Source organism: Staphylococcus pseudintermedius (assembly GCF_034042775.1).
In the GTDB taxonomy this organism is placed as follows: Bacteria; Bacillota; Bacilli; order Staphylococcales; family Staphylococcaceae; genus Staphylococcus; species Staphylococcus pseudintermedius.
Genome location: NZ_CP120150.1, coordinates 742,514 through 755,187, shown reverse-complemented (window position 1 = coordinate 755,187; position 12,674 = coordinate 742,514). Strand labels below are relative to the sequence as shown.

Annotated in this window: 11 protein-coding genes; 1 reads left to right on the top strand and 10 read right to left on the bottom strand. The window is 37.2% G+C overall.

All coding sequences use genetic code 11. The annotated features are described in order from the left end of the window. Positions 1 to 159: 159 nt before the first annotated feature. The 6 genes from P3U61_RS03375 to P3U61_RS03350 form a co-directional block, all read right to left on the bottom strand. Positions 160 to 564 carry a thiol-disulfide oxidoreductase DCC family protein gene (locus P3U61_RS03375; protein WP_014613306.1) on the bottom strand — a complete coding sequence of 135 codons (405 nt, stop codon included), beginning with the start codon at positions 562 to 564 and terminating at the stop codon, positions 160 to 162. A gap of 64 nt (positions 565 to 628) precedes the next feature. Then, positions 629 to 2,059: a Na+/H+ antiporter NhaC gene (gene nhaC, locus P3U61_RS03370; protein ID WP_140240571.1), complete on the bottom strand. Its 1,431-nt coding sequence runs from the start codon at positions 2,057 to 2,059 to the stop codon at positions 629 to 631. A 730-nt stretch (positions 2,060 to 2,789) separates the two neighbouring features. Then, the gene (locus tag P3U61_RS03365) at positions 2,790 to 4,154 is read right to left on the bottom strand and encodes an EVE domain-containing protein (RefSeq protein ID WP_014613304.1); all 1,365 of its coding nucleotides are present in this window, start codon (positions 4,152 to 4,154) and stop codon (positions 2,790 to 2,792) included. 77 nt (positions 4,155 to 4,231) lie between these two features. Next, a complete protein-coding gene (locus P3U61_RS03360) occupies positions 4,232 to 4,468 on the bottom strand; it encodes a hypothetical protein (RefSeq protein ID WP_014613303.1) in 237 nt (78 codons plus the stop codon). A gap of 16 nt (positions 4,469 to 4,484) precedes the next feature. Then, entirely contained in the window at positions 4,485 to 5,423 is a 939-nt protein-coding gene (manA, locus tag P3U61_RS03355; protein WP_014613302.1) for a mannose-6-phosphate isomerase, class I, read from the bottom strand. Positions 5,424 to 5,829: 406 nt separating this feature from the next. Next, positions 5,830 to 6,534 carry a FadR/GntR family transcriptional regulator gene (locus P3U61_RS03350; protein WP_014613301.1) on the bottom strand — a complete coding sequence of 235 codons (705 nt, stop codon included), beginning with the start codon at positions 6,532 to 6,534 and terminating at the stop codon, positions 5,830 to 5,832. Between the two features lie 185 nt (positions 6,535 to 6,719). Here P3U61_RS03350 and P3U61_RS03345 point away from each other — a divergent pair, with 185 nt between their 5' ends. After that, a complete protein-coding gene (locus P3U61_RS03345) occupies positions 6,720 to 7,625 on the top strand; it encodes a lytic transglycosylase (protein ID WP_014613300.1) in 906 nt (301 codons plus the stop codon). 402 nt (positions 7,626 to 8,027) lie between these two features. On the opposite strand, the gene P3U61_RS03340 is transcribed toward P3U61_RS03345, so the two are convergent. From P3U61_RS03340 to glmS, 4 genes are all read right to left on the bottom strand, one after another. Next, complete coding sequence (locus P3U61_RS03340; protein ID WP_014613299.1) at positions 8,028 to 8,882, bottom strand: Cof-type HAD-IIB family hydrolase; 855 nt, start codon at positions 8,880 to 8,882, stop codon at positions 8,028 to 8,030. A 74-nt stretch (positions 8,883 to 8,956) separates the two neighbouring features. Next, positions 8,957 to 9,736: an ABC transporter ATP-binding protein gene (locus tag P3U61_RS03335; RefSeq protein ID WP_099992017.1), complete on the bottom strand. Its 780-nt coding sequence runs from the start codon at positions 9,734 to 9,736 to the stop codon at positions 8,957 to 8,959. Positions 9,737 to 9,843: 107 nt separating this feature from the next. Beyond that, entirely contained in the window at positions 9,844 to 10,110 is a 267-nt protein-coding gene (locus P3U61_RS03330; protein ID WP_037542499.1) for a hypothetical protein, read from the bottom strand. A 205-nt stretch (positions 10,111 to 10,315) separates the two neighbouring features. Further along, a complete protein-coding gene (glmS, locus tag P3U61_RS03325; RefSeq protein ID WP_099992015.1) occupies positions 10,316 to 12,118 on the bottom strand; it encodes a glutamine--fructose-6-phosphate transaminase (isomerizing) in 1,803 nt (600 codons plus the stop codon). Positions 12,119 to 12,674: the final 556 nt, after the last annotated feature.

Sequence of the window (12,674 nt, the reverse complement as noted above, 5' to 3'; positions counted from 1 at the left end):
CATGGATAACCCTTTTGAAAGTTGCACAATTGGTATGAGGGGCTTGCCTTTCGAGCTAATTACACAACCATTACTTTTGTTATCTAATGCCAACATAAACAGAAATGAAACTAGCCCCGATAACCATTACAGCCGTTATCGGGGTTTTTGCACGTTGAGTTATTCTTTTGTAGGAACCTGGGTTTGTTTAAAAAAGGACTGCTCATAGGCATTGGCTTTGGCCCAAGTCGTTTTCCACATTTTATCACGGTTATCCGCAAACAATTGATATCCTAAATTACGCAACGGTTTTGGAACGAGCCACAGTAATGCAGCTAACCATTTATAACCATCTAACGTAAAAATCAATTTCGCAATCGCTGTAGATTGAAATGTGAGATGGTCCCCTTCTTGGAGAACCACACTATTATATTCCAACACTTCAGGGTGCGCTTTTTTCAACGCCTCCCCTGCTGGACTTTTTAACGGCACAAACTGATAACTTCTAGAAAGTCCGTGACGTATTAACCAAATGGCATAATTATAACAATAAATACAACGATCATCGTAATAAACGATTGGCATATCATCACCTCTTTCTAGTTATTATACCCATTTTTCATTATATTTATCATTTTGCAGTGTTTGCTTAATTTGTTGCTTCTTGTTGTTGATAATACGTTTTTTCAGCTGGTGACAATTTATCAATTTTAAAACCTGTAAAGCCGTAAATAATCGAAATAATTGGCACAATAAAATTCAATATCGCAAATGGGCCATATTGACTGACAGACACACCTAATGTAGTAAAGATAAACACACCACACGTATTCCAAGGGACAAATACAGATGTCAACGTTCCGCCATCTTCTAAAGCACGCGACAAATTTTTAGGGTGGAGTCCTTTATCAATAAATGTTGCGACATACATCCGAGACGGCACGATAATAGAAATATATTGTTCAGAACAAGATAAGTTTGTCCCTACACATGAAATGATGACACATGCAATCAATGAACCTGTATTTTTCGCAAACTTTAATACGACAGAAATCAGCGCTTTTAACATGCCAGAATATTCCAGTAAGCCACCGAACGTCATCGCAACCAATGTCAGTGAAATCGTATAGAACATTGATTCGAGGCCCCCACGATTAAACAGTTCGTCAATCGTTTTATTACCTGAATCGATTGTAAAGCCTGTCTGTAACACTTTTACCGCGTTAACGAGTGTATCACCTTGTACAAAAATTTGCGTAAAGAATCCTAACACAATCCCTAAAACAATTGCTGGAATGGCTGGCACTCTGAAAGCAACAGCAATGATGACAATAAGGGGTATTAACAACAACCATGGTGAAATGACAAATGCATCTTGAATTCCGTTCATAATCGTATCAATTTTTTGTTGTTCTAAGTGATCACTGCCATACATTTGTCCCATCACAAAGAAAATAATCAATGAAATAACCAAACCTGGAATTGTCGTATAAAACATATGACGAATATGTTCAAATAAATCGACATTCGTTAACCCTGAAGCAAGGTTCGTCGTATCTGAAAGTGGGCTCATTTTATCACCAAAATATGAACCCGATATCACAGCACCTGCAACCATACCTGGTGACAAACCCATACTCATACCAATACCCATTGATGCCACACCGACCGTCGCCATCGTAGACCAACTACTACCAATAGCTAACGATACGATACCACAAATGACCACGACCACAGCTAAGAAATATGTAGGGGAAATCAATTTTAAACCGTAGTAAATCATTGCCGCAACGACACCACTGCCAATCCATGCCCCGATAATCAAACCGACGAGCATAATAATGACGACAGCTGGCAAAGCATGACGAATCCCTTTATACATCATTTCTTCAACTTCTTCCCAACGATAACCGTGCGCCATTGTAATAATAATCGCAACAGATGTTCCAATCAGTAAAGGTAGATGGGGTGGCTGTTGGAGCTTAACGACTGTGTATAGCATCGCACTAATCATAATCGTAAGTGTTAACAAGGCGTACCACACATTGATATCTTTTTTAAATTTGACTTTCTTTTCCATTTGAATCCCTCTCCCCTCGAAATTATATTTATTCATTAATATGTATAAATATAATACGATAAGCACTAGGAATTCTTCAATATTATTTTTCGCTTTTCCTTAAAAGTCATTATACACATTTTTCCATCCATTTAGAAAGCGGTTTCATTTTAAATGTGTTAGAAACGTTGTTGGAGATGTAATAACTATTCACCAAGGCATAATGGTACGTTTATTTTTTACTCATTGGACACTTAAGAGCGCTTTGATACAATTGAAACAACTATTCAAAGGAGGTGAGGATTTATTGGCACGTCAACACAAAATAGATTGGAAGATATATTTTGGACTCTTATTTATTTTTGTACCTTTGATTTTACTTACTGTATTTTACTTACCAGGTAGTTATAAAAGTTTTGGATTTATTTGGGTGCTCATCTTTTGGATAGTTTATCACGTGATTCGCATAAAACGCTAAATCCAAAAAGGCATATAATAATATTTTGGGATAGTTTTGCGACACATTAACATTACAATACTATAGTAGGGTTAATGAAGACGCGTAGGCACTTTATACACCTATACCCTCGCTATTTTTTAGAGTAGTGAAGGTATTTTTTAATGCTGGGAAGCATTACCTATTATTACAACGTTTTAGAATAGGCAGTACGATGAAAGTCACCTTTGTATGACTCTGACAATGTAAAAATGAAAAAAGACATTCAGCTTCTTAACCGAATGTCTTTTTTCATTAATGCTTCACTTGTACAATACGTGCATATTTTAAAAACTGAGACGGATATTTCTCCTTCACTTCTTGCGCTGTCAAATAAGTCACACCTACAATATGCCAGTTCGGATTAAACCGATAAAATGAGTCTTTCTCCCTACTCCATTTCACCATTGAACCATTTTTATTATAACGTGGTAACGTCACTTCATGCCCTTCTATGACGTTAATGTACGTTTGAAAAATATCTGCATCGATACGTTCGAATTGATCAATGACTAAAAATTGGCGATCTGTTTTAGGCATGAGCTCTGTAATAAAACCTTCTCTATAATACAGTGCACCCGCTTCATTAGGTAAGTATCTGCCGTACAACATCTCTTCAGAAAAGTCAGGATGTCCCACTGTAATGACTGGCGTAGCATTGGCTTTTTCAACAAGCGTTTTAGCTGATGCTAACCCTTCTGCTTTATCGTGCGCTAATAATAAAATGAACGGTTTAATATCATCGACTTGTTGACCTTCTTCTGTATGTGTCACGGCTTCGAATTGCCCTTTTAAACCGTCATTTTCGCTCATTTCCATAATCGCATCGAATTGTGTTGGTGTCAGACTTGCAATGGCTTGTTTCGCATTTTCTTGTAAGAAGTACAGATTTTTAAGTTTAGGATGCTTATTTAATGTCATCAAACTGACAGGCGGAATATCTTCTATGTAACGAATTTCAATCGCTGTGCTGTTTGTTCTTCCCGCTTCTGGTGGTCTCGTATGAATATGATGAGCGACTTCTGCACGACCAATGACAGATTGGTTAGAATAACGGTTATAGATGACAACCTGATCACCGACTTCTAATTGTGTGTAATGATGATAGCCATTTCTTTTAATCCCATTAATCGTATGTGTATAGATTGTATACGTTTCATCTGACTCAAAGTTTTCAGTTTCCGCCATAAAAAAGTATCGTGGAATAGATATATCACCGCTACCTAGCCCTTTAATCAATTCGAATTCATCATAAGAAATCTTATTGAACAATGTTTCTTTCATATTATTCATACGAAATTCTAGCGGCTCACTTCTTTTCAGATAATCTGTCGTTAATGCTTTAAATGTTTCAACAAATTTGAACTCAACATGTATTTTATTTTGCGCCCCTGTTTGAACATTGGTAATCTCACCCCAACCGAGTAAACCGGCATCTGTTTGCACTTGGTAGAAGATGACTCTATCACCGACTTTGGCTTGTTTAAAAGCACGAAACCCTTGTGTTGGATTAAACTGTGCTCCTGATTCAAATACTGTTTTTTGTCCAACGAGTGGTTCATTGTGATTCCATCGATTATAACCACAATTCAGCCAAAAATAATTCGTTTCTGCTGTCATGGTAACAATGTATCTCCTTTTTAATTATTTTATCTCATTTATTATAAAAGTATTGTCATCAAACAACAATGCTTTTTTTATCCGTTCATGAGTTGAAAAATGCCAGCAACTACTGGAAATAAATTAATCATGATACCGCCGAGCTTTAACATTGGGCTAATGTCACTTTGAGGTAAAGTCCATAACGTCGCAATGATTCCTACCATTCCAATGATAATCGGAAAAATCAGAGACGGAAATAGCGGCGCTTGAAAGAAAATCGTTGCACCTGCCACGACGCCACAAATTAATGCGATATACAGTCCAATTTTCATAACAATCTCCTATTCTTTAGACGTAACTCACCATCAGCGTAAAATCGCCTTCAAAAACGTTATCTAAATCTTCTGCTGTTAAAATTAAATGATTCCCTTTTTGAATATCATAAATTTCGCCATCAGAAATGAGTTGCCCTTGCCCTTCAAGCACAGAAACTAACACAAACTCTCGAGGCTTCATATAATTCAATGTTCCACTAATTTCCCATTTCGCGACTGTAAAAAAGTGATTTTGTACAAAAATCGTGCATTTGTGATTTTCGATGACTTCCGTTTGTGGAATGACATTCGGGCTTTCATCACCAATTTGAATGACGTCCTTACATTTTTCAAGATGGAGTTCGCGCTTCTTTCCCTCTTTATCCACGCGATCATAATCATAAATACGATAAGTCGTATCCGATGACTGTTGTGTCTCTAAAATCATAATGCCATCACCAATACCGTGCACCGTTCCAGCAGGTACAAAGAAAAAATCACCTTTATGTACAGGAACACGCTTAAACAAACGCTCAAATTCACGGCGCTCTAACATCTCATTTAACGCTTCGTGCGAGTCTGCGTGTGTGCCATAAATAATTTCAGCACCTTGTTTGGCATCAAGAATATACCAACATTCCGTTTTGCCATATTCACCATTTTCATGTTCGTATGCATACGTATCATCTGGATGCACTTGGACAGATAGCTTCTCTGTCGCATCTAATATTTTTGTTAATAATGGAAATTTCTTAGTCGGAAATTCACCGAACAATTTCGGTTGATTTTCCCACACCTCATCTAATGTCTGTCCTTTAAAAGGGCCATTCAAAATGCGGTTCGCACCATGTGGATGAGCTGAAATTCCCCATACTTCCCCAGTATGGTCACTCGGTAAATCATAACCAAATTGTGCGAGATTTGTTCCACCCCAAATTCTTTCTTGAAACACTGGTTCGAGTATTAATGGCATTGGGGATCACCTCTCATTCTTTCATAGTTTGCTCATATTCATTATGTATGTCAGATATGATTTGTGGGCGTGACATAGAAATCATATATATGCATAGATTTCATCGTGCCATCCCGATTTGGATAACTTAAATTGAAATCAACTCAAATGTTAACACGATTTCAATTGCGCTATCAGCGACTCCTGTAAAACTTAAAAGGGTTCTGTTGCGCACCAGGCCATCGATGCGATGACTCAACAAAATAGCACATTAATCTATTGTCATTGTAACACATCTAAAATAAAAGCGCTTCAGATTTTAGAAAGTGTACAGCTTTCTAAAATTCAAAGCACTTTACCATTCATATCGGATATATTATTTTCTATTATATCGCTACGTTGTTTTTACACGCAAATTTTCTCATCATTAATGCTCATTGACGATATAGTTTTCAACGAGCGTTTGACGAATTTCAGCTAAGTGTGCCGTCATCAAGTTTGCAGATGCCACACTGTCTTTATTTTTAATCGCTTCTAAAATGACACTATGCTCTTCCATTAATTTTTCCATCGTCTTTTGTCGACTGTAAATATAAATGTGTCGCGTCCCTTTCATCGTCTGTTGAATCAAGTCCGCGATATTATTCAACAACTCATACAACAAATGATTATCCGACGCTTTCGCGATAGCTAGATGAAATTTCAAATCTGCTTCTTCTCCAGATTGATGGCGTTCAATAGCCCCATTCATCTCATCTAAAGCTTCTTCCATCACTAGAATTTCTTCTTCTGTTCGTCTTGAAGCGGCCAATTTCGCCGTCGCAACTTCTACCACTTCACGCAATTCTAAGATTTCACGCACCCTTTTTTGTGTAAGTGCTTGCGAGGTAAAGTCAAAAAGTAACGGCTGTTTTTGCTTAACGAAAGTGCCATATCCATGTTTAATATCAATCAATCCGATGATTCGTAAAGCATTCAGCGCTTCACGTATCGACGCATTACTCACCCCATACTCTGCTGCCAACTTTTGAATTGAAGGTAAACGGTCGCCCTCTTTTAACACGCCCTCTTCAATTTGTTGGATCAAAATGTCTGCAATTTGCTCATATATTTTTTGATTTGAAATCTTCATTTACGGCTCCACAACCCTTCGACATTATTTTATCAAAAAAGTAGCGCTTTCACTTGAATATTGTGTGCATGCTTGACAATCATTTTACATTTTAAACCAAAATTGAATCCATTTTTGCCCTTTTTTGTTTTCAAACGATACCGATTTTTGATAATGTTGTGTATATGCGAAAGGAGTGCTCACAGTTGTTTACATTTACGAAACTATTTTGGCACAATACGCAAAATCAAAAAGCTAGGTTATTCGGAATTGCTTTCATTGGTTTTGCAATATTATTATTACTGACAATATTAGCCATGTCGCCATACAATCTTTTACTACAAGTATGGCAAATGTCGATGTTGACAGGGCAACAAAATTTAACAACCTTAATTTTAATGATGGTTGGCGCAATACTATTAACGATTTTTTTATTCGCAATGCTGATTTTCCCATTTTTTGTCGGTGTCATTAGTGCCATTCATCATAGCATTTTAAATACGACAAAAGCACGCTGGAAAGATTTATTCCGTGCATTCAAAAAAGGCGTTTGGGGCAAAACGGTTATTCTTGGTATTTTAACATTGCTCTTTATCGTCGTTACGGCCATTATTTATGCCTTGGTGAATGCAGGAATGACATTTCTCATTCAACAGATTTTCAACTGGGTGAGCGGCACAGGACTGGGACAAGGCGTTTTACAATTCATCGTCAGCATCCTGATTGTACTGATTTCATTCGTATTAAGCATCGTCGTTTGGTTTGCAGCGCTTTACATTATAAACATTGCTGTATCAGTGAATGAAGATGCTTCAAGAACGATCAAATCACATTTTAAAGAAGCAGGGTCTGGCTTTAAAAATGGCAATCGAACATTTTTACGCTTTTTTATCGGTATTTTATTATTGAACTTAATCTTTATTATTTTAAATGAGCCGATTAATTTCTTAATTCAACAAAGTTTGGCACATATGTCGCAAAACTTGGCGTATTATTTAATGATGGTTTTAAACGTTGTCTTCTTATTGCTTCGTTATGTTGTTTATTTATTGATTATTGGCACGGCTGTTCAATATTTTGTGCGACGCGGACGTAAAGAAACGCATGTTTAAAATTTAATTTTTTGAGGATTGCTAATATGGATTCGCGTTCCCAGGGGACTTGCCTCAACTAAATTTGGCTTGATTGAAGTGTTCACTTGATAGAAGCCAAATTGGATTTTCGGCTGCGTCTGATCCCTCGGGAGTCTCATCCATTTTGGCAATCGAATCATAACAACACTACAAAATCGTGTAGTGTTTGAAGCCAACAGTATCATTTATATAATCAATGCATTAAAAATTGTATACCGATAAACAAAATCTTTTATCATTTGTTATCGTTAACATACATTAAATTTTTGAAAGGGGCTGAGATGTTTTTGTATCTCAGGCTCTTTTTATGTAAAAAAACCATCAAACATTGTTGTCTTGTTGTTTGATGGTTTTTCATATTTGAATTGTTTTTTGACATCGTTATTTTAATAAATGCTTTTTGAGAAATTGTGCTGCCCCGTCTGCATTGTTATCGACATCTGTTTCATAATCTGTCATTGCTTTAATGTGTGGTGCAGCGTTAGTCATCGCTACAGTTACAGCACCTTTTTCAAACATCGTCCGATCGTTATCGCTATCTCCAATGACTAACGTATCCGATATTGCGATATTGTAATGCGCGCACATTTCTTCAATACCTGTACCTTTATTGATGTGATATGCCATCGTTTCAACATTGTTCGGTGTTGAATTCGACACTTCAATATTCCATTCTTCTGTTTGCGCCATCATCTTTTCGCGAAATTGTTGAATATGGGCTAAATCAGGATGAAATAAATAAATTTTTGAATACCCTACATCAGCTGGAATATCAGCGCGCCATGTTAACTTGCCTTCAATCGCTTCATGTCGAGAAAGCCACTCACTTTGATGTACAGCTTCTGGTTTGTCACCGTCTATCATTTTCAGCATCCACGCTTTGTCTTGTTCTAAAGCAAATCGCGGGTCATGAAATGGAAATACTTCATAATATATTCCATCTTGTTGCGCAGCTGTGACAATGCTGTTCACGGCTTCAACATTCAAGTCATGTTCAAACAACACTGATTCTCCAATATGTCCGAGTGTTCCATTGGAAGAAATAATGCCATCAAACGATAAATCATCTGGAATGAGTAAGTGAATTTCTTCATACGCACGTCCTGTCGCCAAGAACACTTTATATCCCTCTTCGCGCAATTGATTCAAAATCTGTGCTGTTTCTTCAGAAGCTCTGTTGTTACTACGGAGAATCGTGCCATCCATATCTAAAAAGATCGCTTTCACGTTTTGCATAGTTACTTTCCTTTCATTCATAAATTATATGTTCATTGTGTCACCAAAAAAGATATGGTGCAACAATCAACTCGCTAGACTTTCACAATTTGATATCGACCGTGATGTTGATACAATGCGACAGGTATATCAAAAAGTTGAGACAATGTATGATTTGTTAATACCGCCTCTATGCGCCCTTGATTTTGTATTGTCCCTTGCTTAAGTAAAAGTGCGTGTGTAAAATCTTCGGTCACTTCTTCAATAAAGTGTGATACATAAATGACTGCCGTTTGTGGAAAATGTTGACGAATCTGTGATAAAGTTGCCATCAATTGTTCTCGTCCAACAAAATCTAAACCATTTGCTGGCTCATCTAAAATTAATAATGAAGGTTCATTCATCAAAGCACGCGCGAATAAAACACGTTGCTGCTCTCCTGTAGATAATAACCCGAAATATTGTGTTTCAAATGCTTGCATATTGAGTAATGCCAACATCTCTCGCGCCAATGCGACCTGTGTCTCAGTCGGTTGTTCATAGAGTCCGACTGATTTAAAAATACCACTCAACACGACATCTCGTACAATTTCACCTGCTGAAAAGCGATCTCGTAATAAACCAGACACATAACCGATATGCTCACGAACATGATGTGCCGAATAGCCACGCTGACCTGGAACCATGCCAAATAATTGAATCTCACCCGCTGTTAAAAAGTCGTAAGCATTAATCATATTCAGTAATGTCGTCTTACCTGCACCGTTCAAGCCATATACTAACCAACATTCTCCCTCGTTCACTTGCCAGTTAATGTCGGATAATAACGTTCGCCCACTTTTACGTTTCACACCTTGTTGTATAGAAAATAACATGTGCCCACCCCCATGTTGCATATTAGTTTTATCATAGCAAAATTTCAGGTTTGTACCAATAGCGTGGGGAAAAGTCGCTGAAAAAGGCCAGGAAACACTTCCCAGCCTTACTTAAAAATAAAGAAGATAAATATTGAAAAAACAATCACGTTAATTGGTACAATCGTCCATAACATCCGTTTCGCTTTCGTTTTTAAATCGTGTGTTCGGTTTAACGTCATTTCAACGACCACAGTACTGAGTAAAATCACGAAAGTCATGAGTCCGTACAGCAACACATTTTGCGTATAAATGTGAGTGAGTGGCAATGAAAAAAATACGAGCAACGTTGTGTAAACGAGTGAAAAATAATAGTTGTTAATGTATTGCGTCATCCAAAGCACCTCTATCATCAGTTTGATTCATATTATTACTTATCATATACCCTCATATGCATTCATTAATTGAAGTTATTCAAATTATGACATCTCTAAAAAATGCGATAGCTTTCTATATGAAAAAAAGAGGCCAGGAATTGAGTTTGTTCCTAGCCCCTTAAAAATCTATCAATATCGCTTACAAATTAATTGCACGCAATCACTATTCCACTGTTACTGATTTTGCTAAGTTACGTGGCTTATCTACGTCTAGGCCACGGTGTAATGCGGCATAGTATGAAATCAATTGTAATGTCACAACTGATACGAGTGGTGTTAATAACTCGTGAACGTGAGGAATCACATACGTGTCGCCTGGTTTTTCAAGGCCTTCCATTGCGATGATACATGGATGTGCACCACGCGCAACAACCTCTTTCACGTTACCACGAATTGAAAGGTTCACGCCTTCTTGTGTGGCTAATGCTACGATTGGTGTCCCTTCTTCAATTAATGCAATCGTACCGTGCTTTAATTCTCCGCCCGCAAAACCTTCAGCTTGAATGTATGAAATCTCTTTCAATTTCAATGCACCTTCTAAGCTGACGTTGTAGTCAATTGTACGTCCAATAAAGAATGCATTGCGTGTTGTTTCTAAAAAGTCTGTCGCAATTTGTTCCATTTTCGGTGCATCGTCTACAATAGTTTCGATTGCAGTTGTGACTTTGGCTAATTCACGTAATAAGTCGATGTCTGCTTTACGACCACGTTCTGTTGCTACGACTTGAGAAAGGATAGATAATACCGCAATTTGTGCTGTATACGCTTTAGTTGACGCTACCGCAATCTCAGGACCTGCATGTAACAATAATGTGTGATCCGCTTCACGTGACAATGTTGAACCTGCAACATTTGTAATTGTAAGTGACTTGTGACCGAGTTTTGTTGTTTCTACTAATACGGCACGGCTGTCCGCAGTTTCACCTGATTGAGAAATGTAGATAAACAATGGTTTTTCAGATAATAATGGCATGTTGTATACAAATTCTGATGACACATGTACCTCTGTCGGAATACCTGCCCATTTTTCAATGTATTCTTTACCAACTAAACCTGCGTGATAACTTGTACCTGCTGCAATGATGTAAATGCGGTCAGCTTCTTTTACATCTTTCACAATTTCAGGGTCGATTTTCAACTCACCTTGGTCGTCTTGATATTCTTGAATAATACGGCGCATTACGGCAGGTTGTTCGTGAATTTCTTTTAACATATAGTGTTCGTAAATGCCTTTTTCAGCATCCGAAGCGTCGATTTCAGCAATATAGCTTTCACGTTCAACAACTTCACCATCTAAGTTTTTAATGATGACATCATCACGTTTAACAAGTACGATTTCTTGGTCTTTCAATTCTTTATACTCGCTTGTCACTTGAATCATCGCTAATGCATCTGAAGCGATAACGTTGAATTTTTCACCGATACCGACTAATAATGGTGATTTGTTTTTAGCGACATAGATTGTTTCGCTATCTTCGCGGTCTAATAAACCTAATGCATATGAACCGTGTAATAAACTCACCACTTTTGTAAATGCTTCTTCAGTTGATAAACCAGTTTCTGAAAAATGCTCAACTAATTGTACAATAACTTCAGTATCTGTATCTGATACAAGTGTCACATTAGGAATATATTCTTCTTTTAATTCTTCATAGTTTTCAATCACACCATTGTGTACTAGTGTAAAACGTTCACTTGTTGACTGATGTGGATGTGAATTTTCATAGTTAGGAATACCATGGGTCGCCCAACGTGTATGACCGATACCTGTTTGACCGTCAATCTCGTTGTCTGCTTCACGGCGTAATTCAGCAATACGCCCTTTCGCTTTTGTAACAGTCACTTCATTGTCATTGCGTGTTGCAATCCCCGCTGAGTCATAACCACGATACTCTAACTTTTCTAAACCTTTTAATAAAATCTCTTTTGAATTTTGATATCCAATATAACCAACAATTCCGCACATAAATAAATTCCTCCACATTGAAATAACGGTGCCATTGTACATGTTTTCACATATTGGTACATGCTGTTTTCATGCCTCAATAATGAAAATTGCATTAGCATCGTTCTCTAATTATTATTTTGCTATTGGCGATCTTACTAACTTTGTCCAACAAGTTACCCTGTTGATTTGATTAATAAGCTAACGAATGAGCCACATCCGGGATAGCATCCGCCGATCATATTCGATCACTATCCTCCTCGTCCACAACTACAACCTATACATCTGCTACACACTCTGCTTTAGTATGTAGGTCAACAATCTATAGTGTGTACTTGCGCTGGCGCTTTGTAATACCGACTACCTCTACCCTCCTCCATCAGAATATAACCTATTGTACAATGAGTGAAACTTTCTTTGCAAATAAAAGTACAATATTTCCGAAAATTATTGTTAAATGTTTGAGTCTGATATACTGTGCTTTTTTACTTAATTATATATTTTTGATATTCAATGCTGTTACATTAAAATCATTAATCATTATTTGCGCACAATGGTCAATGCAATTCCCTCATCT

What these genes read in the sequence shown, in the direction of transcription:
- P3U61_RS03360 (WP_014613303.1), bottom strand. Translation starts at nt 4,468, where the DNA reads ATGAAAATTGGACTGTATATCGCATTAATTTGTGGCGTCGTGGCAGGT.
- glmS (WP_099992015.1), bottom strand. Translation starts at nt 12,118, where the DNA reads ATGTGCGGAATTGTTGGTTATATTGGATATCAAAATTCAAAAGAGATT.
- P3U61_RS03350 (WP_014613301.1), bottom strand. Translation starts at nt 6,534, where the DNA reads ATGAAGATTTCAAATCAAAAAATATATGAGCAAATTGCAGACATTTTG.
- manA (WP_014613302.1), bottom strand. Translation starts at nt 5,423, where the DNA reads ATGCCATTAATACTCGAACCAGTGTTTCAAGAAAGAATTTGGGGTGGA.
- P3U61_RS03330 (WP_037542499.1), bottom strand. Translation starts at nt 10,110, where the DNA reads ATGACGCAATACATTAACAACTATTATTTTTCACTCGTTTACACAACG.
- nhaC (WP_140240571.1), bottom strand. Translation starts at nt 2,059, where the DNA reads ATGGAAAAGAAAGTCAAATTTAAAAAAGATATCAATGTGTGGTACGCC.
- P3U61_RS03375 (WP_014613306.1), bottom strand. Translation starts at nt 564, where the DNA reads ATGCCAATCGTTTATTACGATGATCGTTGTATTTATTGTTATAATTAT.
- P3U61_RS03365 (WP_014613304.1), bottom strand. Translation starts at nt 4,154, where the DNA reads ATGACAGCAGAAACGAATTATTTTTGGCTGAATTGTGGTTATAATCGA.
- P3U61_RS03340 (WP_014613299.1), bottom strand. Translation starts at nt 8,882, where the DNA reads ATGCAAAACGTGAAAGCGATCTTTTTAGATATGGATGGCACGATTCTC.
- P3U61_RS03335 (WP_099992017.1), bottom strand. Translation starts at nt 9,736, where the DNA reads ATGTTATTTTCTATACAACAAGGTGTGAAACGTAAAAGTGGGCGAACG.